This window comes from Bradyrhizobium sp. CCBAU 25338 (assembly GCF_028128965.1).
Taxonomy (GTDB): Bacteria; Pseudomonadota; Alphaproteobacteria; order Rhizobiales; family Xanthobacteraceae; genus Bradyrhizobium; species Bradyrhizobium liaoningense.
This window is the reverse complement of the sequence record NZ_LFKY01000040.1, coordinates 301,726-324,495: the sequence shown is the minus strand read 5'-3', so window position 1 is coordinate 324,495 and position 22,770 is coordinate 301,726. Positions and strand designations below refer to the sequence as shown.

Sequence of the window (22,770 nt, the reverse complement as noted above, 5' to 3'; positions counted from 1 at the left end):
AAAACATCTGGCCAGCCAAGATCAACTTGGCCGGCCCTGTCAATTGGAACTGCTGGTTGTAGCGCGCCTTACCCGCGGCGCTCGACGATCCGGCGTGCCGCCGGCATCAGGGCCGCGCCGAGCGCATTCTTGACCAGCGAGGCCGCAATGAACGGCACGATGCCGACCTGCCAGGCCTTGGCGGCGCCGAGACCCAGGCCAAAAGCCAGCCAGCCGAAGCCGGTGGCCAGAATGACGATATGGCCAACGGCCATCGCCGCAAACAGCAGCATCACGCTGCGATCCCAGCCGCGCTCGGCGAGCCAGCCGGTCACGAAGGCGGCCAGCACGAAACCGAACAGATAGCCCGCGGTCGGGCCGACCAGCGGCGCAATCCCACCCACGGGACCGGCGAACACCGGCAGCCCGATCGCGCCCTCGGCGAGGTAGGCAATCATGGTTGCGCTGCCAAGGCGCCAGCCATAGGCGGCGCCGATCATCAGCACCACCAGCGTCTGCAGGGTCATCGGCACATAGGGCAGCGGCAGGTTCACCTTGGCTGACAGCGCCATCAGCGCGGTGCCGAGCGCAATCAGCACGACGGCACGCAGCGCGCCGACGGCTTCGCCCGGCCGGGTCGGCCACATCAAAGCGGCGAGAGAGGAATGTGGCGCAGCGGCGGACGGGACGGATCGGTCTGACAAGTTGAACTCCGGAAAGCTGAAGAAAACTGGCGCAGTTATTTAAGCCACTCAGCAATCCGGTCAACTGCCTCGCGCATCTCATCGGGCGAGCGGGCATAGGAAAACCGTACGAATGAACGGCCATGGATCGGATCGAAATCGAGGCCGGGCGTTGCCGCCACGCGCGCCTGCTCCAGCATCTGCTTGGCGAACTCGAAACTGTCCGAGGTGAAATCCGAGACGTCGGCGTAAAGATAGAAGGCGCCATCGGCCGGCAGGAATCTCGTCAGTCCGGCCTTGGGCAATCCATCGATCAGGATACGCCGGTTTTCCTGATAGCCGTGCTTGATCTCCTCCATCTCTGCCGCGCCGTCGAAGGCAGCCTCTGCCGCGATCTGCGACAGCGACGGCACCGAGATCGAGAGGTTCTGCTGGAGCCGCTCGATCGGCCGCACCAGGATCTCTGGCACGACCATCCAGCCGACGCGCCAGCCCGTCATGCAAAAATACTTCGAGAACGAGTTGATCACGAGTGCGTGCTCGGACAGTGCCGCCGCCGTCACGGCCGGAAACGCGTAATCGAGCCCGTGATAGATCTCATCCGAGATGAAGCGGATGCCAGCGTCTTCCGCGGCCGCGATGAGACCGGCGAGCGCTTCGCGGGACATCATCGTGCCCGTCGGATTGGCGGGACTGCCGACCAGCACGCCCTTCAGCGGCGCCTTGCCGTGGGCGGCGATGAGCGCCTCACCGGTGAGCGCGTGGCGCGTCTCGTTCGTGGTCTCGATCAGCACCGGCTCGCAGCCGAGCGCGGTGAGGATGTGACGGTACGGTGGATAGCCCGGCACGGTCACGGCGACGCGATCGCCGGGCTCGAACATCGACAGGAAAGCCAGGATGAAGCCGCCGGAGGAGCCTGTGGTCACCACGATCCGCTCGGGGCTGACGTCGCAGCCATAGGTGTCGCGATAATGGCGCGCGATGCGCTCCCGCAGGCTGGGGATGCCGAGCGCGGAGGTATAGTCGATCCGACCGGCCTCCAGCGCCGCATGAGCGGCTGCGATCGCGGTCCTGGGCGCGCCGGCCGCGGGCTGGCCGACCTCCATATGGATGACATGACCGCCGGCGGCCTCGATTCGGGCCGCCGCCGCCATGACGTCCATCACCATGAACGGGGGAACATCGCTGCGGCGGGAGGGCTCGAGCCACTGCCCCAACCGGTTCCTCAATGTCGCATCCTGCATCGATTTCTGCTATTTCGCTGGCCGACCGGATCCGTCCGGTCCGGAAAACAGGGCGCTTGCGCCCCAGACTGGCCGTATTGTACGGCTCATAAAGGGCACGGCTCACAAGGGGCATATCGCGGATCCGGTCCGCCGCCAATCGCCAAACCAATCACGAAACTGCTGACCAAGACCGTTTGACCCAGACCGCTCGATGTTGCTCAGGATCGCATTGCGCCAGAAGGCCTCCGCTCTCACCGCCCTCGTCACGGCCGCGGCCATCGCGCTGACGCCGTTCTCGGCCGCGCGGGCACAGGCCAAGGGGCCGCCGGTCCTGCGCGACACCGAGACCGAGCAGCTGCTGCGCGAATACACCCGCCCGATCCTGCGCGTCGCGGGTCTGGAGAAGCAGAACATCCAGATGGTGATCATCAACGACGGCTCGTTCAACGCGTTCGTCGCGGACGGCCGCCGCATCTTCGTCAATTGGGGCGCGATCCTCCAGTCGGAGACGCCGAACCAGATCATCGGCGTGCTCGCGCACGAGACCGGACATCTGGCCGGCGGTCACCTGTCCAAGCTGCGCGAGCAGCTCGCCACGGCCCAGACCCAGATGATCATCGCGATGCTGCTCGGCGCCGGCGCGATCGCCGCCGGCAGCACCCGCAGCTCGAGCGCCGGCAACAACGGGCTGGCCAATGCCGGCGCAGCCGCGATCGCCGCTCCGCAGGAGATGATCCGCCGTACGCTGCTATCCTACCAGCGCCAGCAGGAGGAGAACGCCGACCGCGCCGGCGTGAAATTCCTGACGGCGACCCAGCAATCGCCGAAGGGCATGTACGAGACCTTCAAGCGCTTCACCAGCGAGAGCCTGTTCGCGTCGCGCGGCGCCGATCCCTATCTCCAGTCGCATCCGATGCCGGCCGAGCGCGTCGCCGCACTCCAGGAATTCGCAGGCACCAGCCCATACTGGAACAAGAAGGACGATCCCGCGCTTCAGCTCCGGCACGACATGGTCCGCGCCAAGATATCAGCCTTCATGGAGCGGCCGGAGACGGTGTACCGCCGCTATCCCCAGACCAACGACAGCCTGCCGGCGCGCTATGCCCGCGCCATCAGCACCTATCTGCATGGGGATTTGCGCAGCGCGCTCACCCAGATCGATGCGCTGATCCAGGTTCAGCCGAACAACCCGTACTTCTACGAAGTGCGCGGCCAGGCGCTTTTGGAGAGCGGCAAGCCGGCCGAAGCGATCGCTCCCCTGCGCAAGGCAGCGCAGCTCTCGAACAACGCCCCCCTCATCGAGATGTTACTTGGGCAGGCTCTGGTTGGAGCAGATAATAAGGCCTACACCGACGACGCCGTTCGGATTCTCCGCGCTGCGGTGGCTCGAGAGCCCGAGGCGGCGCTCGGTTATACCCAGCTCGCAATGGCCTATGGCCGGAAGGGAGACTACGCCGAGGCAGATCTCGCCTCGGCCCAGGCCGCTTACTTGCGCGGCGACAACAAGACCGCCCGCGAGCTTGCAACGCGCGCGAAAACCCGTTTCGCCATCGGCACGCCCGGATGGGTCAAGGCCGACGACATCGTGGCGGCGAAGCCGCCGCGCAACTGACGCAACTCGAACGACGCCCGATACCACGACGTCACGACACCGAGCTTAAGTCCGCCGGGACGTTCATCGAAACCTGCTTTGGATAAGAGGATTTACCTATGCCTTCGTTGCGCCTGCTTGCTCCCGCATTGTTCGCGCTCGCCATGTTCGGCGCAGCCGTGCCCGCGTCGGCCGACAGCTTCTCCGATGCCCAGCGCACCGACATCGAGGCCATCATCAAGAAGTACCTCGTCAGCCATCCCGAGGTGCTCGAGGAGGCCATGGCCGAGCTCAGCAAGCGCCAGGCCGCGGCCGAAACGCAGAAGCACGAAGCCAGCATTGCGCAGAATGCCGAAGCGATCTTCAACTCGCCGCGCCAGGTCGTGCTCGGCAACAAGGACGGCGACGTCACCTTCGTCGAGTTCTTCGACTACAATTGCGGCTACTGCAAGCGCGCCATGGACGACATGCTCACTCTCATGAAGAGCGATCCGAAGCTGAAGGTCGTGCTGAAGGAGTTTCCGGTGCTGAGCCAGGGTTCGGTCGAAGCGGCCCAGGTCGCAGTCGCGGTGCGGATGCAGGATCCCTCGGGCAAGAAATATCTCGACTTCCACCAGAGACTGCTCGGCGGCCGGGGCGCCGCCGACAAGGCGCGCGCGATTCAGGCGGCGAAGGAAGCCGGCCTCGACACGGCTCGAATCGAGAAGGACATCGCCAGCCCCGAGGTGCGCGCCACCATCGAGGAGAACTTCAAGCTTGCCGAAGCGATGGGCATGAACGGCACGCCGAGCTACGTCATCGGCAAGCAGATCGTGATCGGCGCCGTCGGCGTCGAAGGCCTCAGGGAAAAGATCGGCATTGCCCGCTGCGGCAAGGCGACTTGCTAGAGGCGACTTGCTGATCGCGCCTTGCACAACTCGTGCATGCAAAGGGCCGGCTGAAGAGCCGGCCTTTTCTTTCGCGCGCCAAACGTTGGCGTCTTCGTGCGAAGTCGTTCATCTGGCGTTCAACAAACAAATGACGCGGAACAGACGAAGTTCCGGAACAACTCAAATCTCCTTTCGTTGTCGGCGCGGGCAATGACGCAAGAGACACGTGAGGAGAATTTCGATGTTGAACCGCTTTATGATCTCGGTTGCCGCAGTCGCACTCGTCGCGGGGACCGGTCTGGCAAACGCACAGGGCACCATGGGCCGCGACAGCGGCGGCAGCGCCGGTGGCTCGCAGCAGATGCAGCAATCGCAGCCTTCCGGCGGCGCCGCAGAGCGCGGTGGCTCGATGGGTCGCGATTCCATGAGCCATGACAAGGGTACTGTCGGCCAGGCCGGCGGCTCCAGCACGATGAAGTCCGATCGCGCCTCCGAAGACAAGTCCGGTGCGATGAAGGAAGAGCGCCCGGGCGGCGCGATGAACAAGAACGCGGCCGAGGACAAGGCCGGCGCCACCAAGGGCCAGCGCACCGATGATCGCGCGCAGGGTCAAATGGACAAGTCCCAGCAGGACAAGTCCAAGAGCATGAGCCAGGACACCAGCAAGTCCGGCAGCAAGGACCAGAAGGACATGAAGGCTGAGGGCAGCAAGAGCGGCACCTCGACCAACAACGCCGAGAACCGGCCGGGCACCGGCACCAGCACGACCCAGAACGCGCAGGGCCAGAGTTCGACCACGGTCGGCCAGGCCGGTGCCGCTGCAAAGCTTTCGACTGAGCAGCGGACGCAGATCACGTCGGTGATCCGCGAGCAGCGCGTCGCTCCGGTAACGAACGTGAACTTCTCGATCTCGGTCGGCACCCGCATCCCGCGGGAGGGCATTACGCTGCACGCCCTGCCGTCGCGGGTCGTGACCATTTATCCGGAGTGGCGGTCCTACAGGTACGTCCTGGTCCGCGATGAGATCGTGATCATCGATCCGGACACCTACGAGATCGTCGCGGTCCTGAACGTCTAAGGCAGGACAGCGGCAACTTCGGGGGCGGGCAGCAATGCCCGCCCCCTTTGCATTCGGCCCGCAGCCACGCTTCGGACTGGTTAACAAGCAATTTCCGTAGTTTCCGCACAGATTTTTGCGCACTGGGTGAGGTGCCTGAACCCGCCCCTGAGGCCCTTCGAGGCTTCCCCTCACGCGCTTTGTTACCTATAACCCCGCCACGCCGAAGCACCTCTTCCGGGATTGGAATGGCCGAACCTGCAACCGACACGATCCTCGTCCTGAACGGGCCGAACCTCAACATGCTGGGGACGCGCGAGCCCGAAAAGTATGGTCATGCGACGCTGGCCGACGTCGAGGCGCTGTGCCGGGAGACAGCGGCGACCTTCGGCCTGAAGGCCGACTGCCGGCAGTCCAACCGCGAAGGCGAGCTGATCGACTTCATCCATGAGGCGCACCGGCGCAAGATGAAGGGCATCGTCATCAATGCCGGCGGCTATTCCCACACCTCCATCGCGCTGCACGACGCACTGCTCGCGGTGCAGATCCCGACGGTCGAGGTGCACGTGACCAACATCCATGCCCGCGAGAGCTTTCGTCACCATTCCTACACCGCACGCGCGGCCTTCGCCTCGCTCTGCGGTTTCGGCATCGAGGGCTACCGCCTCGCCATTCAGGGCCTTGCCGCCAAGCTCGGCATCAAGCCCAACGCCTGACGCTCCCTTCCAACAGAACATTCGGATCAAACAACATGGCGCGCCAGCCAGACGACAAAGCAGCCGCAAAGTTTTCCAGCGAGGATTCGGCGCTCATCCGCGAGCTTGCCTTGCTGCTCGATGAGACCAGCCTTACCGAGATCGAGATCGAGCGGGCGGGGCTGCGCCTGCGCGTCGCCCGCAACATCAGCGTGGCCGCGACCATGCCGATGCCGATGGCGGCCGCTCCTGCCGCCATGACGGCGGCTGCAAGCGCGACCGCCACTGCCGCTTCCGATCTGTCGAAGCATCCCGGCGCCGTGACCTCGCCGATGGTCGGCACCGCCTATTGGGCGCCGGAGCCGGGCGCAAAGCCGTTCATCGAGGTCGGCACCAAGGTCTCGGTCGGCCAGACGCTGCTGATCATCGAGGCCATGAAGACGATGAACCAGATTCCTTCGCCGCGCGCCGGCACGGTGACGCAGATCCTGGTCGAGGATGGCCAGCCGGTCGAGTACGGCGAGCCGCTCGTCATCATCGAGTGAGGGAGTGGCGAAGAGCGAGTGGCGCACAGCCACTCCTCCCTATTCGCCATTCGCTATTCCCCATTCGCCCCTGAGGCACCATGTTCGACAAGATCCTCATAGCCAATCGCGGCGAGATCGCCCTTCGCATCCTCAGGGCCTGCAAGGAGCTCGGGATCGCGACCGTCGCCGTGCACTCCACGGCCGACGCCGATGCCATGCATGTGCGGCTGTCGGACGAGAGCGTGTGCATCGGGCCGCCGTCGTCCAAGGACAGCTATCTCAACGTGCCCGCGCTGCTCGCGGCCTGCGAGATCACGGGCGCCGATGCCGTGCATCCCGGTTACGGCTTCCTCTCCGAGAACGCGCGCTTTGCGGAAATCCTCGCCGAGCACAATCTGCATTTCATCGGCCCGAAGGCCGAGCACATCCGCCTGATGGGCGACAAGATCGAAGCCAAGAAGACGGCGAAGCGCCTCGGCATTCCCGTGGTGCCCGGCTCCGACGGTGCGGTCGGTCCCGATGACGACGCGATGGCGATCGCCAGGAAGATCGGCTTCCCGGTGCTGGTGAAGGCGGCGGCCGGCGGTGGCGGCCGCGGCATGAAGGTCGCGCACGGCGAGGCCGACCTCCAGCTGGCGCTGTCGACCGCGGCCAACGAGGCCAGGTCCGCCTTTGGCGATGCTTCCGTCTATCTGGAAAAATACCTCCAGAAGCCGCGCCACATCGAGATCCAGATCCTCGGCGACGGCCGCGGCGGCGCGATCCACCTCGGCGAGCGCGACTGCTCGCTGCAGCGCCGGCACCAGAAGGTCTGGGAGGAAGGCCCCTCGCCCGTGCTGTCCGCCGCGGCGCGGGCCAAGATCGGCGAGACCTGCGCGAAAGCGATGCGCGAGATGAAATATCTCGGCGTCGGCACCATCGAGTTCCTGTACGAGGACGGCGAGTTCTACTTCATCGAGATGAACACCCGCATCCAGGTCGAGCATCCCGTCACCGAGAGCATCACCGACATCGACCTCGTGCTGGAGCAGATCCGCATCGCCGCCGGCGGCGACCTGCCCGCCAGGCAGGACGAAATCCAGGTCATCGGCCACGCGATCGAGTGCCGCATCAACGCCGAGAATCCGCAGACCTTCCGCCCCTCGCCCGGCCGGATCCTGCAATATCATCCGCCCGGCGGCCTCGGCGTCCGGATCGATTCCGCCGTCTATCAGGGCTACACGATCCCGCCCTATTATGATTCGCTGGTCGGCAAGCTGATCGTGCACGGCAAGACCCGCGCCGAATGCCTGATGCGGCTGCGCCGGGCGCTGGATGAGATGGTGGTCGAAGGCATCGAGACCACGCTGCCGCTGTTCCGGGCGCTGGTGCGCGAAGACGACATCATCAACGGCGACTACCACATCCACTGGCTGGAGCAGTACCTCGCCGGCAAGCCGGAACCCGAAGCGAGATAATCTTCTCCTTGTGGAACCCTTTGGCCCCAATCGCGTTCTGGACGGTTGGGGCTAGTTCCAAGGGGGCGTCTTGAACTCCATTGAACGCAGACAGGTGAACCGTCGTGACGGCTGAAGGCCAGCGACGGCGCGCATTCTGGCAGATCCTGCTGTTCGCGGCGGGCCTTTTGGTGCTGACCGTGATCAGTGCCGGCTCCGTCTACCTCGTCAACAAGGCGCGGGAAGACAGCAAATGGGTGGTTCACACCATCGAGGTGGAGAACCAGATCAACGCCCTGCTGCTCGAAGTCCGGCGCGCCGAGAGCAGCGCTCGCGGATTTCTCCTGACGCAGGGGGAGAACTTCAGGGACGACCACGAAAAGGCCGTGGCGGCAATCATCCCCGCCCTCGACAAGCTCACGCGCCTGAGCGGCGACAATCCAGGGCAACGCGAGAACGTCGAAAAGCTGAGCGCCGCGATCGAGACACGACTCGGCCAGTTCGTGCAGGAGATGGACTTCATCCGTCAAGGCCAGCCGGATAAGGCCGCCGCGCTCATCCGCGAAGTCGTGTCCACCGACGCTACAGCCGCAATCGCCAAGATAGCCACCGCGATGATCCAGGAGGAGGAGCGCCTGTTCCGCCTCCGCACCGCCAACGCCGACCGCAGCCAGACCCTCGCCGCGTCGATGACCGGCATCGGCTCCGGCCTCGTGGTCGTGCTGGCGATGCTCTCGATCTGGCTGGTGCGGCGGTCGGCCCGCGCCCGGGACGAAGCAGAATCGCGCCTGCGCGATGCCAACGTCAATCTGGAGGCCGTCGTCGACGAACGCACGGCAGACCTGCGCGAAGCCAACGACGAGATCCAGCGCTTTGCCTATATCGTCAGCCACGATCTGCGCTCGCCGCTCGTCAACATCATGGGCTTCACCAGCGAACTTGAGGAGCTCGGCGGCGACATCTTCCGCCGCATCAGCAGCCTCGCTCATGTCTCTGCTGAGGGCGCACCGCTGGCCCCCGCCGGGTCGGGCGAGATCGCGCTCGAAGGCGCCGACAAGCAGCTCTCGGAGGATTTTTCCGAAGCGCTCGTCTTCATCAAGACGTCGATCGCCAAGATGGACCGGCTGATCTCGGCCATCCTCAACCTCACGCGCGAGGGCCGGCGCGAATTCCAGCCGGTGAAGATCGACACGCGCGAGCTGATCGAGGCCATCGCCTCGACGCTGGCGCACCAGGCGGCCGAGGCGCAGGCCGAGATCCACCTCGAGCCCCTGCCGGACCTCGTGAGCGACCGTCTCGCACTCGAGCAGATCTTCTCGAACCTGATCGACAATGCGATCAAATATCTCAAGCCCGGCGTGCCCGGCGAGATCAGAATCCGCGGGCGCACCAAGCTCGGCTACGCTATCTTCGAGATCAGCGACAACGGCCGCGGGATCGATCCGAAGGATCACCAGCGGATATTCGACCTGTTCCGCCGCGCGGGAACCCAGGACAAGCCCGGCCAGGGCATCGGTCTTGCGCATGTCCGTGCACTTGTGCGTCGCCTCGGCGGCACCATGTCGGTATCATCGGAACTGAACGCGGGCAGCACCTTCACGATCACGCTGCCGATCGCCTGGAATGTGAGCAACCGGAACACAGATCGATGACCCAGCCTGTCACCATCATCATGATCGAGGACGACGAGGGCCACGCCCGCCTGATCGAACGCAACATCCGCCGCTCGGGCGTCAACAACGAGATCGTCTCGTTTGCCAACGGCACCGACGCGATGAAGCACCTGTTCGGCGCCGACGGCTCCGGGCTCGTGCAGAAGGGCAACGCGCTCCTAATCCTGCTCGACCTCAACCTCCCCGACATGACCGGGATCGACATCCTGAAGCAGATCAAGGAGAACAAATATCTGAAGGCCTCGCCCGTGGTGGTGCTGACCACCACCGACGATTCCCAGGAAATCAAGCGCTGCTATGAGCTCGGCTGCAACGTCTACATCACCAAGCCCGTCAACTACGAGAATTTCGCCAATGCCATCCGGCAGCTCGGGCTGTTCTTCTCGGTCATCCAGGTCCCGCCCGCCGCCACATGAACCAGCGCACGCCGACACTGCTCTACATCGACGACGACGACGCGCTGGCGCGCCTGGTCGACCGCGGCCTGACGCGGCGCGGCTACAGGGTCGTTCATGCCGCGAGCGGCGAGGAAGGTCTCGAGCGCATCCGCCGCGCCAGCGCCGAAGGCGGCATCGACGTCGTTGCACTTGACCAGTACATGCCGGGCCTCGACGGGCTGGAGACGCTCGAGCAGATCATGGCGATCCCGGACGCGCCGCCGGTCGTATTCGTCACCGCCTCGCAGGATTCGAGCATCGCGGTCACCGCGCTGAAGGCGGGTGCGGCCGACTATCTGGTGAAGGACGTCCAGGGCGACTTCATCCCGCTCCTCCATGTCGCCGCCGAGGGCGCGCTGCGCCAGGCCGCCTTGCAGAGGGCGCGCGAGGAAGCCGAAGCCGAGATCCACGCCTCGCGCGACCGCTACGCGGCGCTCGCCGCCGAACGCGAGCTCCTGCTGCGCGAGGTCAACCACCGTGTCGGCAATTCGCTCCAGATCATCGCCTCGTTGCTGCACCTTCAGGCGAGCTCCGCCGCGCAGGACGAGGTCAAGGCGGCACTGACCAATGCGATGGGCCGCGTCGCCGCGGTCGCGCAGGTGCACCGCCGCCTCTACACCTCGCAGGACCTGAAAAGCGTGGTCCTGAACCAGTATCTGGACTCGCTGCTCGAGGATCTCCGCCGCTCGGCCGAAGGCAACCGGATGTCGCGCCTGACGCTGAAGGCCGAGCCGATCGAGATCGATCCGGACCGTGCGGTCGCGGTCGGTATCATCGTCAACGAGCTGGTGATGAACGCGGTGAAATACGCCTATCCCGACGGCGCCGGCCCGATCCATGTCGAGCTGGTCTCGATGGGCGACGATCTCCTGCTCTCGATCACCGACGATGGCGTCGGCGACAACGTCAAGGCCGATCCGCGCTCCACCGGCATGGGCCAGCGCATCGTCGCCGCAATGGCCTCCAAGCTCGACGCCTCGGTCGAGCGCGATCCCGCGCACTCCGGAACCCGGGTCGTGCTGAAGTTCGGCCGCATGCCCGCAGCCCCCGGCAAGACCAGCACCGCCGCCGCGAGCTGACCTCGCGCCCGATTGCGCCACCCATCGCAACCGCATTGCGATCCTGCTATGATGGCAAACCATGACTTCGCGCGACTCTGCCCCGTCTGAAATCACGCCGGCCGTGCTGCTGCGCGCTTATGCCTGCGGCATCTTCCCGATGGCGGAAAGCGCCGACGATCCGACCCTGTTCTGGGTCGAGCCGGAATTGCGCGGCGTCATCCCGCTCGACGGATTTCGCGTCGCCTCGCGGCTTGCGCGTACCGTACGGTCCGACGCCTTTCGCGTGACCGTCAACACCGCGTTCAAGGCGACGATCGCCGGCTGCGCCGCGCCGCAGGCCGGACGCGAGGACACCTGGATCAACAAGCGCATCCGCGACCTCTATGGCGGCCTCTTCGAGCTCGGCCACTGCCACAGCGTCGAGGCCTGGCAGGGCGACGACCTCGTCGGCGGGCTGTACGGCGTGAGTCTCGGACGGGCCTTCTTCGGCGAGAGCATGTTCCACACCGCGCGCGATGCCTCGAAGGTCGCGCTGGTGCATCTGGTCGCGCGGCTCATCTATGGCGGCTTCGAGCTGCTCGACACCCAATATGTCACCGAGCATCTGAAGAGCTTCGGCGCGGTTGAGATTTCGCGGCGACGCTATACGGCGCTGCTCGACAAGGCGCTGGCAGGCGAGCCGGGCGATTTCCTGAGGCTCTCCGAAGGCGAAGCGATCCCCGGCGCACGCGCGCTCGAGATCATCGCCTCGCGGCAATGATCGACAGCCGGGCTCGATTTTAGCGGCCGAACCCGGGGATACCGAACAGACCTGGCCGCTGCTCCGGCGGCGGGGGTGGCGGAGCCGGTTGCTGCTGCGGCGGTGGCGGCAAGGGCTGCGGCGGACGCTGCTGCACGGCCTGCTTGGGCGCAGCCTTCTTCTGCGTGGGCGGCGCAGCTGCCGGCTTGGTCGCGGGATCCGGTGCCGCGGTCGCAATGGTCTGCTGCGGCTCTTTGCAGTCGGTCAGCCAGATGTCGTAGATCGGATGCTCGACGCCGTGCAGGCCCGGGCTTGCCGCATACATCCAGCCCGAGAAGATGCGCTTCACCTCGCCCTGCAAGGTGATCTCGTCGACCTCGACGAAGGCGTCGGTGTTGGTGGCCTCCGTCGCCGGCCGCGTATAGCAGGCGTCGGTCTTGACCCTCAGCGCACCGAATTGGACGGTCTCGCCGATCTCCTCGTCGAAATTGATGATGCGCCCGGTGATCTTGTCGAGGCCGGAGAAGGTCGCCTTCTTGTTCACGATCTTCTGGGCCGGCGGCTCGGTGACGACCTCGTCGCCCGGCTGGAGGCTCGCAGGGGTCTGCGGGACCGTGCCCGGCGCACCCTTCTGCTGGGGCTGGCGCTGACCAGGCGCACCTTGCGGACTGGGCGGCGCGATCGCCGTGGACGGCAGCTGGCTTGGCGGCGCGACGGTCGAGCCCGGCGGTGGCGCCAGCGGCTGGCTCTCGACCGGCCCCGGCATCACGTTACCTTGGCGGCCCTGCGGCGGCGGCATCGGGCGAGACGGCAGCACGCGGCCCTGCGGCGGCAGCTCCGGTACCTCTTCGTCGTCCTCGGGGACCTGCGGTTGCGGCTGGCCGCGCGGAATGCTGCCGGGCGGCCGCAGCGGCGGCGGATCCGAAAAGATCGTGCCGATCTGCGCCTGGGCCGGCGTCGCGACGGTCAGCACGGTGGCGGCCAGCAGTGCCGCAAGGCCTGTCAGGGAAAAGGTTTTGAACATCTCGCGCGGCTTCAACAGCGAATCGGGCTCGTTGGACATTTTACAGGGGATACCGCCGCTCGCAGGCCTCCGGTTAACACGGGGAATACGGCGGGGGAAGGGCGGCATCCCTGCCCTTCCCGGCGCGCTCTGGCCAGGCCAGCTCCCGGATGGGATAGTCATAGAATAGTTTTGGGATAGTCATGGCCCCTCCCCGGGGCCAAAGGCGGGCGTTGCGCCGAAATGACATCCAACGATCACAGGAAACTCCAAGGTCCCCTTTCATGCCCGTTGTGCTCGATCCCGACGCCGTCGCCGTCTACAAGGCCTTCCAGGAGGCCGGCCGCCCCGCCTACGAGACCCTGACCGCGGACGAAGCACGCGCCTATTATTCGCAGGCGCGGTTTGCCACCAACCCTGACGCGCCGGAGCTCGCGCGCGTCGCGCCGCTGGCGATACCGGCACCGCACGGGACGATCCCAGCCCGCCTCTACCTGCCCAAGGAACCGCGCCAGCACGACGGCCTGTCGCCGGCGCTGGTGTTCTTCCATGGCGGCGGCTGGGTGATCGGCGATCTCGATTCCCACGACGTCGTCTGCCGCCAGCTCGCGGCCGAAGGCGCGCTGATCGTGATCTCGGTCGACTACCGCCTCGCGCCCGAGCACAAGTTTCCTGCCGCCGCCGACGACGCGATCGCCGCGACCAAATGGATCGCCGCGCATGCGCGCGATCTCGGCGTCGACGCCTCGCGCCTGTCCATTGGCGGCGACAGCGCCGGCGGCAATCTCGCCGCGGTCGTGGCGCTCGCTGCGCGTGACGCTGGCGGCCCCGCGCTCGCGGGTCAGGTGTTGATCTATCCGGCGACCGATTTCGCCATGACGCACGGCTCCCATGGCGAGCCCGAGACCAGCGTGCTGCTGACGCATTCGGTGATCCGCTGGTTCCGCGACCACTACCTCAATGGCGCCGCCGACATCCACGACTGGCGCGCCTCGCCGGCGCGCGCGCAAAACCTTGCCGGCCTGCCGCCGGCCTATGTGCTGACCGCCGGCGCCGATCCCCTGCGCGACGAGGGCGACGAATATGCCGAGCGCCTCAGGCAGGCCGGCGTGCCCGTGACCTACAAGCACTTCCCCGGCCAGTTCCACGGCTTCTTCACCATGGGAAGGCTGTTGCGACAGGCGAACGTCGCGGTGAGCGAGATCGGCGTCTGGTTGAAGGGATTGGGCTGACCCCTCCTGCATGCCTTCCGTTCTTCAACCCATCTTCGCTCTCCCCCTGCGCGGACTGACATGGCTCGGCAGCCAGGGCACCCGCGCAGTCGCCGCCGTCGTCTTCATCGCGGTCGCGGTGCCGCCGCTCGGCGCGCTGCTGCGCCCCTATGTCACCGAGGCGATTTTCCTTCTGCTCTGCATCTCCTTCATGCGGGTCGATCTGGCGGCGCTCTACAGCCATCTCCGCAGGCCGGCGTTGGTCGCGGCGGCCACGGCCTGGACCACGATCGGCGTGCCGCTGATCGTCGGATTGGTCGCCCATGCAACGGGACTGACGAGCCACTCGCCCGGCCTTGCTCTCGCGCTGATGCTCCAGGGCATGGCCTCGCCGATGATGGCCTCGCCCGCACTCGCCGCGCTGATGGGGCTCGATGCCACCTTGGTGCTGGTCACGCTGGTGACCTCGACCGCGCTCGTTCCCTTCACGGCGTCGATGTTCGCAGGCCTGTTCCTCGACGGAATGCTCAGCATCTCGCCGCTTGCACTCGGCCTGAAGCTGCTTGGCATTCTCGCCGCATCGCTGCTGGCCGCGACCGTCATCCGCTGGATCTTCGGCGCGAAGGCGATCCAGCGCCGGAAGCGGCCGATCGATGGCTTCAACATCATCATCCTGTTTGTGTTCGCGTCCGCAGTCATGGGAGATGTCGCGAGCGAGCTGGTGAGCCAGCCGGTGTTCACCATCGGCCTCGCGCTGCTGTCCTTCGCGATCTATTTTACACTGCTCGCCATCACCACGCTGCTGTTCCGTCGCATCGGCTATGAGCGCGCGCTGGCGCTCGGGCTGATGGTGTCACAGCGCAATCTCGGCCTGATGCTGGCGGCGACGGCCGGTGCGCTGCCGCCGACCACCTGGCTCTATTTCGCGATGACGCAGTTCCCGATTCATCTTGCGCCATACATGCTGATGCCGATCGCGCGGCGCTTGACGGCACGGGCAGATGCGTCCAGCGGGGAAAACAAGGCTGATGTTCACTCGTTTGCGTCGCACCGACGCAGTGGAGGAACATCAATTCATGGCCCCCGTTGAAGCCTCTCATCGAAAAGGAGGTTCGCGATGAAGTTTGCCACAATTCTGGTTCTCGGCTCGCTCGCCGTGGGCTCGGCAGCGAGAGCCGATGAACCCGGACCCGACTGGATGCCGATGGAGCAAGTGAAAGCCAAAGTCATGGAGTCGGGCTATTCGGAGGTCACCAAGCTTGAGGCCGACGATGGCCAGTGGGAGGGCGAAGGCGTCAAGAACGGACAGAAGATGGAATTCCATGCCGACCCCAAGACTGGCGCGATCGTGCGCGAGAAGCCCGATCGATGAGCATCGCCGAACTCCGCTTCTCAGGCGGGAGATTCAGCGGTGGTCGCTTTGGAAGAACGTCCTGATCTCATCCATTCAGCAGCGCTTGTCAGCGGCGCCGAGCTTCACTGGCCGCTTCCTTTGACCTTGGCAAGATAGTCGACGATCGCGGGCACGTCGCTGTCCTCGAGGGGAGCTCCATAGACCTTGATCATCTTGTGCACCTCGGATTCCCAGGTGGACCTGGGCAAGGCCGGCTGGTTCAGCACCATGTCTGCCGAATGGCAGGCCAGGCAGTTGTTGTTGATGGCATCCGCTTCGGGTCCGCCGGGAAAAAGCGCGTCGCCCGCCGGGAGCTCCACGGTCGTGGAGGTGATTGCGGGGGCCGGCCACGCGGGCGCGGATGCCAGCAGAGCGGCGAACGAGGTGCCAAGGACGAAGATGAGGTGACGCATGGTGTTGCTCCTAGATCGCGGTGAGTTGGACCGTCTCGACGACGTTGCGCATGAAGCCACTGGTGTTCCAGTTCGATGCTGCCGGCTGAATGTCGCCGGCGGTGTTCGTGCAGCGGACCATCAACGAATGGCCGCCCTTCATCAGCTGTGGAATGTCGACCTGCCAGCGGCGGAAGCTGTACTTGCCGTGGTCCTCGCCAAGCGTCGCGGGTTGCCACGTCCGGCCATCATCCATCGATAGCTCGACCTTGGCGACGCCGGCATCACCACCGAACGCGATGCCGCGGATTGTTGCGACTACGCCCGCCGGAAGCGATGCGCCGTCCGCGACGTTCGTGAAGAATGACCGTGGCACCATGCGGCTGATCGGAACCATCTTTACGCCGGTCTGGCCCGGCTTGATGTTGGCATGCGGCGTATCCGGGACGGTGTAGGCAGTCGCCATCCAGTAACTATCGTCCCGGCGATCGAGAATCTCGATGTCGCTGAGCATCTTGACCCAATAGGTCGAGTACCATCCCGGCACGATCAGCCGCAGCGGGAAGCCGTTGAGGAGCGGCAGTTGCTCGCCGTTCATGGCATAGGCGATCATGACCTCGCCGTCACGGGCGTGATCGATATCGAGCGACTTGCGAAAGTCCGGTGCGTCGGGCACGACCGGCTCGTCCAGTCCGTTGAAGCGGACCTGAACTGCGCCCGGCTTGACGCCGGCGCGGTCCAGCACGTCCTTGAGCAGGACTCCCGTCCACCGCGCATTGCCCATCGCGCCATGCGCCCATTGCGCGCCCGGCACACGAGGCAGGAAGAACCCTCGCGAATTGCCCGAGCATTGGTTGACGGCGGCAAGCTCGACACGGGGCAACTTGAGCAGGTCGCCGATGGACAACGAGAGGGTCTGGTTGACGTGACCGCGCACGGACAGTCTGAAGGCGTCCGCATCCACCGAGGTCGGTATCACCGCCCAGTGCCAGCGCACATAGAACTGGTCGTTGGGGGTGAACACGCCGCGGTCGAACACCTCCATCGGGGTCTCAAGCAGCGGCGGTCGCGTGCGCTGCAGGATCATGCTCCCCTTTTGCGGAAAGTCATGCGTGATCGGCCGATCACGCGGCTCGCCCGCGATCGGCAGCCGGATCGATTGATCGGCGCGGACCGATGATCCGGCGAGCGTGAGGCCGGCAACCCCGAGGGCTTGAAGCATGGCGCGGCGGGACAATGCCGGAAAGCGTGCATGGTCGAAATGTTGGGACATCGAAGGCTCCTCAGGAATGGATTTGTGCTGGTTCAGTCCCGCGGCTCATCCGAGGAGCAAGTCCGCGAGCGGATCTTCGACGGGCTGGCGAGGTTGCGCCTGCCGGATGGTCGGAAGATGCCTGTCGACCTGGCGAAAGCCTCGTTCCGGGTGAACGGCAACTCTGGGATCCGGCACGTGCACCGGGCTGCCGGCAAGCGCAGACGGCGCACCAAGCGTGGACGCGGCGGCGACGAAAATGGCGATCGCAAGGAAAGCGCGACGTGAATGAGTCATTGTCGTTCTCCATCTCTGTATTTCCGGCACGCAATGCTCGAAGTGCCTGCCTGTGTCCAAAGAGGTAGACCTCGGCGCATCGGCGATCCAACGCGATGATCAGATCGTTCTGATCGTCGACCGCGATCGAATCCCGCAGGCGCTTGCACGCGCGCGTCGGCGCCCTCGCCGGCCGGACGTGGGTTCGATCGTTGCGGAATAGGTGCTGCGGGCGGGCGCAGCTCTGGCTACGGTGCGGCGCCGGCAGCGATGCTGGACATCAGGGCGGCTTCCGCCTTGCTGATATGCCGCTCCTTGTGACGGAGCGCGTAGAACGAACGCTTGGCCAATTCGTCCTCGAGCCGGACGAGCCGTTTTGCCGTTATCGCCTTTTCGACCACGAGATCGGAGACGGCTGCAGCGCAACTGCCAGCTTCGACCGCAGTTCGGATCGCCTCGTTCGAGGCCAGCTCGAGCTGCACCGTCAGGTCGGCAAGGCGCACCCCGCGCTTCTTCAGGGCACGCTCGAACATGGCCCGCGTTCCGGACCCCGGCTCGCGAAGGATCCACGGTGTCCTGGTGATCCAGTCGGCGGGCAGCTTCTTTTGGCTCGCCAGAGGGTGCCGCGCACCCACGACGGCGACCAGCGCATCGCCGTCGACCCGGCGGGCGGACAATGCGGCGTCGTCAATGTCGCCCTCGACGAAGCCGACATCCGCCATGCCGTCGCGAACGTCGGTTGCGACCTGCTCGCTGTTGGCGATCCTGACGTTGATTTCGATGCCGGGATGGACGGCCTGAAACGCCAGCAATCTCATCGGAAGCCAGTAGCTCCCGACCGTCTGGCTTGCCGCGATCACCACTCGGCCGGCCTTGAGGCCGGCAAAATCGCGCAGGACCTGCTCGGCGGCGTGCGCACGCGCCAGCACCGCACGCGCTTCCCCGAGAAACGTGCGGCCCATATGCGTCAGAACGATGCCGCGTCCCACCCGATCGAACAGCTTGACCCCGTAGCGCCCTTCGAGCGCGGCGATTGCCGCGCTCGTGGCCGATTGTGTCAAATTCAATTCGTGGGCGGCCTGGGTGACGTGCTGCTTGTCGGCGACAGCGGCGAAGATCCGGAGCTGTTCGAGCGTCATGGTCATCCAACGAGTTTGATGAGGATCAGGCTGAAGCCTGCGATGAAGACAAACGCGAGCCCGCCCAGCATAGCCGGACGCAGCCCCTTCGCGTACAATTTCGAGACGTCGGTCTCAAGACCCATGGCCGCGAGCGCCATCGTGAGCAGGAACGTCGAGAGCGTGATCGTCGCGCTCCTGAGGCCCGCCGGAATGCACACGACGCTGTTGAGTGCGGCTATCGCGACAAAGCCGATCGCGAACCGGGGGACAGGAGGCCTTGCCGACTTGCCGCCGGCCGGCTGCGCCGAAGCCCGGGTGACGACGCTCAGGGTCAGCACGACCGGCGCGAGCAGCATGACACGGGCAAGCTTGGCAACGGTTGCCATTTCACCCGCGCGCTGGCTGTTCTGGGAGGCGGCAGCCACCTGGGCGATCTCGTGGATGGATGCGCCGCTCCAGAGGCCGTACGCGTCGGCATCGAGATGCAGGAGGCGAGGCAGCATGGGATAGACGAACATCGCGATCGAGCCGAAGACCGTGACGCACGCGATCGCATATGCGACGTCCTCATCGGAGGCTTCGGTGATGCTGTTGGTCGCGACGACGGCTGACGCGCCGCAGATCGAGGTGCCCGCGGCGATCAGTTGAGCGAGCTTGCGTTCGACGCCCAGCGCACGCCCGGCTGCGAGCGTGAATCCGAACGTGGCAACGAGCGTGCTGGCGACGATGAGGATCCCCTTGGGGCCGACGCTGGCAAGCTGGGTCAGCGTGATCTGGAAGCCCAGGAGCACGATCGCGAGCCGAAGCAGCCGGCGCATGCTGAAGCTGATTCCAGCGCGGGCGAGAGCTGGCGTTCCGGCGAGGTTGCGCACGGCCATTCCGATCGCGATCGCCAGGATCATGGGACTGAACGTCGCGACGGCAGGAATACTGCGCATCGTGTTGGCGACCACGGCAATGGTCGCGGCCAGCGCGACGCCGGGGACGATTTCCCGATATGACAGGATGTTGTCGCGCATGGCACGCGTGGCGGGGTATGGGCGCGAATTCTGAACGATGGTCATTGGCGTATCTCTGGGTATCGACGCTGACGCAGCGAGGATCAGAGAATCCAATAAATTGATCCAACAAATTGTTCTGGCCTAACTAATCGATGAAATCGATTTGTCCCGATCTGACTACAGCAGGCCCCGGCCAGCCGATTGCGCAATGGGATGTCGCGCATGAGCTAACATTTGTGCGATCTGACCGGTCCCACCGAACTCCCAAGGCCAGTCGCGAACGAGGTCCGTAGCGCGCCTACCCCACCCGCGCCGCGCGCCGCAGGGCCTGCGGCGGCTGGCCGAAGGCGCGGATGAAGGCGCGCCGCATTCGCTCGGGATCGCGGAATCCAGTCGTCTCCGCAACGAGCTCGATCGCCTCGCGCGAGGACTGAACGCGCTCGCGCGCAACTTCCAGCCGCAGGCGCTCGATCGCCTTGGATGGCGTCGTGCCGGTCTCGGCGGCAAAGGCACGGGCAAAATGCCGCGCGCTCATGCCGGCGCGATCGGCGAGATCTTCCACCGTCAGCGGCGCGTCGAGATTTTCACGCGCCCAGGACAGCAGTGCGCCGAACCGCCCGTTCGGCGTCTTCAGTTCCAGCAGCGAGGAGAATTGCGACTGGCCGCCGCTGCGGCGGTGATAGAGCACGAGCTGGCGTGCGGTCTGTCGTGCGATCTCCTCGCCGTGGTCCTCGGTGATCATCGCGAGCGCGAGATCGATGCCCGCGGAGATGCCTGCCGAGGTCCAGACATTGTCGTCCCGCGTGAAGATCTGGTCCGGTTCGAATTTCACCTTGGGAAAGCGCGCGACGAAATCGCGCGTCCGCCCCCAATGCGTGGTGGCGCGGCGGCCGTCGAGAAGTCCCGCTTCGGCGAGCACATAGGCGCCCGAGCAAACGCTCGCGACCCGAACGCCGCGCTTTGCCAGCCGCTGCAAGAAGGCCCGCGTGACCTCGCAGCGCGCAGCATCGGCAACGCCCACGCCGCCGGCCACCACCAGCGTCGTGATCGCGTTCGCCGCCTTGAAGTCGCGCGCCATCATCTCGACCCCCGATGAGCTCCGCACGAGCCCCGGCTTGACTGCCAGCACGCGGATAGCCGGCGTCTTGCCGGTACAGCGCGCTGCGATCTCGAACGCCGAGATCGGGCCTGCCGCATCGAGCAGCTGGAAATCCGGGAAGATCAGGATGCCGATCATGGGCCAACTCCTTATCGAAATGTCCGAAAGTGAGGGAATTAAGCCATTTCGGACGAGAGGGCACCATGACATCGTGCCGGCGTCAAGCTCGCAATTGGAGGATCTGCCGATGTCGTCACCGCTCCAGATTGGTCTCTTGGTGTTTCCGCGCGTCACCCAGCTGGACTTCACCGGTCCCCTGCAGGTGTTCGCCATGGTCCCCGGCGTAAAACTGCACCTGATCTGGAAGCGGATCGAACCGGTGCCGAGCGATTCCGTGATGACGCTGACGCCGACCACGACGTTTGCGGACTGCCCTCAACTCGACGTGATCTGCGTGCCCGGCGGCGCCGGCACCAACGACCTGCTCAACGACGAGGAGGTGCTCGACTTCCTGCGCAGACAGGCCGACGGCGCCAAATACGTCACCTCGGTCTGCACGGGATCGCTGGCGCTTGGCGCCGCAGGCCTGTTGAAGGGCTACCGCGCCGCCACCCATTGGAGCGCGATGGACATGCTCGCCCAGTTCGGCGCGACGCCGACAAAGACGCGCGTCTGCATCGATCGCAACCGCATCACCGGCGGCGGCGTCACCGCCGGCATCGATTTCGCGCTGACGCTGGTATCGATCATGGTCGACCGCAGGACGGCGGAAGCGATCCAGCTCCAGATGGAATACAATCCGGCCCCGCCGTTCAATTCCGGCTCGCCCGACAGCGCTTCTGCCGAGGTAAAGGCGTTGCTGAAGGAGCGCGGCGCACAGAACCAGGCGCGGCGCCTGGAAGCGGTGAAGCGTGCGGCTGAAAGGGTGATGTAGAGCGGTCTCAGCTCTCGTGCCCCGGACGCAGCGCAGCGCCTCTTCGGCGGTGCGCTGCAGAGCCGGGGCCCACCAATCAGCGGGTTGCGTGGCCTTCTGGGTTCTCGGCTCAGCGGCGCAGCGTTACACACCGCGTCCGGGACACGCGAGGAGAAGAATGCGCCAAAGAAAAAGGCCGCTCGGTTTCCCAAGCGGCCCTTCCTGTCTTACGGCGGCTGCACATTCACATCGGGCGATTTCGGAGCTTCCAGACCGGGGGCCTATCTCCCGATCGAGTCCTGGTCGGCGGCCGCTGCATCTCGGGACAGTCGCGAACTGTTGCCCGAACCGAACGCGATGGTCTCCCATCACCGTAAGATGGGATCATTGAGCCGCATCGCCCGCGTCAATGCAACGCCGGCGCAAGCGGCATCCCCGCTGTTCCCGTTGTCCACAGCAGTGCGAAGCGGATGCATGTGCATCCGCTTCGAACGACGGCAGTTCGCCGGTGAAAAGGTTAACCGGGCGTCCAGGGCTGGTAGTCGCCGGTCGCCTTCGGACGCCGCCCGCTGGCAAGCGTCGAGCCGGAGGGACGATACGCCTTCGCCGTGCCGGTGAGATTCGGCTGGTGCGGCTTTTCCCACTCGCGCGGCTGGTAATTGGCCTCGGTCGGCGGCGCGTCGACGACGTGATGAATCCAGCCATGCCAGGACGGCGGGATCCGGCTCGCTTCCGCGTAGCCGTTATAAATGACCCAGCGCCGCTCGAAACCGAGGGCCGGATCGATCGCCCCGCCGCGGGTGCGGTAGTAACGGTTGCCCTGCTCGTCCTGGCCGACCAGCTCCCCGTACCGCTTGGTCCAGAGCTGGGTGCCAAAAGTCTGGCCATTCCACCAGGTGAAGAACTTGAGGAAGAATTGTTTCATGCGGCAAGGGCCCTGCTTCGTTGGGTCCTGATGCCATCCGGGCGGCGAAATGTCCAGTTCGGCAGGTGCGCGGGTCTCCCTCCGCAATCCGGGTACCGAGCAGGACCCTGCCGCAAAGCGGTCGCGATTCATTCATGCCCGGTACAGCGGCCGCGCGTGAGGCTCCATTTGCGCGCAAACCGGCGTGATCCCAAGGAACCCCCGCGCTTTC

General features: G+C 65.5%; 24 protein-coding genes. 15 read left to right on the top strand and 9 right to left on the bottom strand.

The genetic code is table 11. The features are described 5' to 3' along the window. Positions 1-68: 68 nt before the first annotated feature. Positions 69-626 (bottom strand): biotin transporter BioY, encoded by a 558-nt coding sequence (locus ACM42_RS26005; RefSeq protein ID WP_271530734.1) that lies wholly within the window; start codon positions 624-626, stop codon positions 69-71. 92 nt (positions 627-718) lie between these two features. Continuing rightward, on the bottom strand, positions 719-1,906 hold the full coding sequence (locus tag ACM42_RS26000) for a pyridoxal phosphate-dependent aminotransferase (protein WP_271530549.1): 1,188 nt from the start codon (positions 1,904-1,906) through the stop codon (positions 719-721). Between the two features lie 193 nt (positions 1,907-2,099). On the opposite strand from ACM42_RS26000, the gene ACM42_RS25995 reads away from it, so the two are divergent. From ACM42_RS25995 to aat, 10 genes are all read left to right on the top strand, one after another. Continuing rightward, positions 2,100-3,500, top strand: a complete 1,401-nt coding sequence (locus tag ACM42_RS25995) for a M48 family metalloprotease (protein WP_271530548.1) — start codon at positions 2,100-2,102, stop codon at positions 3,498-3,500. A gap of 98 nt (positions 3,501-3,598) precedes the next feature. Further along, positions 3,599-4,366, top strand: a complete 768-nt coding sequence (locus tag ACM42_RS25990) for a DsbA family protein (protein ID WP_271530547.1) — start codon at positions 3,599-3,601, stop codon at positions 4,364-4,366. A gap of 223 nt (positions 4,367-4,589) precedes the next feature. Continuing rightward, positions 4,590-5,426, top strand: a complete 837-nt coding sequence (locus ACM42_RS25985; RefSeq protein ID WP_271530546.1) for a DUF1236 domain-containing protein — start codon at positions 4,590-4,592, stop codon at positions 5,424-5,426. Between the two features lie 227 nt (positions 5,427-5,653). Next, positions 5,654-6,121: a type II 3-dehydroquinate dehydratase gene (gene aroQ / locus ACM42_RS25980; protein ID WP_028177213.1), complete on the top strand. Its 468-nt coding sequence runs from the start codon at positions 5,654-5,656 to the stop codon at positions 6,119-6,121. 35 nt (positions 6,122-6,156) lie between these two features. Further along, a complete protein-coding gene (gene accB / locus ACM42_RS25975) occupies positions 6,157-6,645 on the top strand; it encodes an acetyl-CoA carboxylase biotin carboxyl carrier protein (protein ID WP_271530545.1) in 489 nt (162 codons plus the stop codon). 80 nt (positions 6,646-6,725) lie between these two features. Beyond that, the gene (gene accC, locus ACM42_RS25970) at positions 6,726-8,084 is read left to right on the top strand and encodes an acetyl-CoA carboxylase biotin carboxylase subunit (RefSeq protein ID WP_271530544.1); all 1,359 of its coding nucleotides are present in this window, start codon (positions 6,726-6,728) and stop codon (positions 8,082-8,084) included. 104 nt (positions 8,085-8,188) lie between these two features. Further along, positions 8,189-9,715: a sensor histidine kinase gene (locus ACM42_RS25965; RefSeq protein ID WP_271530543.1), complete on the top strand. Its 1,527-nt coding sequence runs from the start codon at positions 8,189-8,191 to the stop codon at positions 9,713-9,715. Then, positions 9,712-10,152 (top strand): response regulator, encoded by a 441-nt coding sequence (locus ACM42_RS25960; protein WP_035703796.1) that lies wholly within the window; start codon positions 9,712-9,714, stop codon positions 10,150-10,152. The genes ACM42_RS25965 and ACM42_RS25960 overlap by 4 nt, the downstream gene beginning before the upstream one ends. Further along, positions 10,149-11,252 carry a sensor histidine kinase gene (locus ACM42_RS25955; protein ID WP_271530542.1) on the top strand — a complete coding sequence of 368 codons (1,104 nt, stop codon included), beginning with the start codon at positions 10,149-10,151 and terminating at the stop codon, positions 11,250-11,252. The genes ACM42_RS25960 and ACM42_RS25955 overlap by 4 nt, the downstream gene beginning before the upstream one ends. Positions 11,253-11,313: 61 nt before the next feature. Next, positions 11,314-11,994, top strand: coding sequence for a leucyl/phenylalanyl-tRNA--protein transferase (aat, locus tag ACM42_RS25950; protein WP_271530541.1), 681 nt, complete (start codon positions 11,314-11,316; stop codon positions 11,992-11,994). Between the two features lie 19 nt (positions 11,995-12,013). Here aat and ACM42_RS25945 read toward each other — a convergent pair whose 3' ends face one another. Continuing rightward, the gene (locus ACM42_RS25945; protein WP_271530540.1) at positions 12,014-13,036 is read right to left on the bottom strand and encodes a DUF2155 domain-containing protein; all 1,023 of its coding nucleotides are present in this window, start codon (positions 13,034-13,036) and stop codon (positions 12,014-12,016) included. A 224-nt stretch (positions 13,037-13,260) separates the two neighbouring features. On the opposite strand from ACM42_RS25945, the gene ACM42_RS25940 reads away from it, so the two are divergent. The 3 genes from ACM42_RS25940 to ACM42_RS25930 are packed head-to-tail and all read left to right on the top strand — an operon-like array spanning position 13,261 to position 15,559. After that, the gene (locus ACM42_RS25940) at positions 13,261-14,208 is read left to right on the top strand and encodes an alpha/beta hydrolase (RefSeq protein WP_271530539.1); all 948 of its coding nucleotides are present in this window, start codon (positions 13,261-13,263) and stop codon (positions 14,206-14,208) included. A 10-nt stretch (positions 14,209-14,218) separates the two neighbouring features. Beyond that, a complete protein-coding gene (locus ACM42_RS25935) occupies positions 14,219-15,277 on the top strand; it encodes a Na+-dependent transporter (RefSeq protein ID WP_271530538.1) in 1,059 nt (352 codons plus the stop codon). A gap of 27 nt (positions 15,278-15,304) precedes the next feature. Beyond that, complete coding sequence (locus tag ACM42_RS25930) at positions 15,305-15,559, top strand: PepSY domain-containing protein (protein WP_271530537.1); 255 nt, start codon at positions 15,305-15,307, stop codon at positions 15,557-15,559. A gap of 104 nt (positions 15,560-15,663) precedes the next feature. Here the strand turns inward: ACM42_RS25930 and ACM42_RS25925 are convergent, their stop codons facing one another. Both ACM42_RS25925 and ACM42_RS25920 read right to left on the bottom strand, forming a co-directional pair. After that, positions 15,664-15,993 carry a cytochrome c gene (locus tag ACM42_RS25925; RefSeq protein WP_271530536.1) on the bottom strand — a complete coding sequence of 110 codons (330 nt, stop codon included), beginning with the start codon at positions 15,991-15,993 and terminating at the stop codon, positions 15,664-15,666. A gap of 10 nt (positions 15,994-16,003) precedes the next feature. Further along, positions 16,004-17,245, bottom strand: coding sequence for a molybdopterin-dependent oxidoreductase (locus tag ACM42_RS25920; RefSeq protein ID WP_271530535.1), 1,242 nt, complete (start codon positions 17,243-17,245; stop codon positions 16,004-16,006). Here ACM42_RS25920 and ACM42_RS25915 point away from each other — a divergent pair. Further along, positions 17,225-17,512, top strand: coding sequence for a hypothetical protein (locus tag ACM42_RS25915; RefSeq protein ID WP_271530534.1), 288 nt, complete (start codon positions 17,225-17,227; stop codon positions 17,510-17,512). The genes ACM42_RS25920 and ACM42_RS25915 overlap by 21 nt on opposite strands. Positions 17,513-17,748: 236 nt before the next feature. Here the strand turns inward: ACM42_RS25915 and ACM42_RS25910 are convergent, their stop codons facing one another. From ACM42_RS25910 to ACM42_RS25900, 3 genes are all read right to left on the bottom strand, one after another. After that, positions 17,749-18,639 (bottom strand): LysR family transcriptional regulator, encoded by an 891-nt coding sequence (locus ACM42_RS25910; protein ID WP_271530533.1) that lies wholly within the window; start codon positions 18,637-18,639, stop codon positions 17,749-17,751. Positions 18,640-18,641: 2 nt separating this feature from the next. Next, a complete protein-coding gene (locus ACM42_RS25905; protein WP_271530532.1) occupies positions 18,642-19,685 on the bottom strand; it encodes a YeiH family protein in 1,044 nt (347 codons plus the stop codon). A gap of 235 nt (positions 19,686-19,920) precedes the next feature. After that, on the bottom strand, positions 19,921-20,859 hold the full coding sequence (locus ACM42_RS25900) for a GlxA family transcriptional regulator (RefSeq protein WP_271530531.1): 939 nt from the start codon (positions 20,857-20,859) through the stop codon (positions 19,921-19,923). Between the two features lie 109 nt (positions 20,860-20,968). Here ACM42_RS25900 and ACM42_RS25895 point away from each other — a divergent pair, with 109 nt between their 5' ends. Next, positions 20,969-21,655, top strand: a complete 687-nt coding sequence (locus ACM42_RS25895) for a DJ-1/PfpI family protein (protein ID WP_271530530.1) — start codon at positions 20,969-20,971, stop codon at positions 21,653-21,655. Positions 21,656-22,151: 496 nt separating this feature from the next. Here ACM42_RS25895 and ACM42_RS25890 read toward each other — a convergent pair whose 3' ends face one another. Continuing rightward, positions 22,152-22,559: an NADH:ubiquinone oxidoreductase subunit NDUFA12 gene (locus ACM42_RS25890; protein ID WP_271530529.1), complete on the bottom strand. Its 408-nt coding sequence runs from the start codon at positions 22,557-22,559 to the stop codon at positions 22,152-22,154. Between the last annotated feature and the right edge of the window lie 211 nt (positions 22,560-22,770).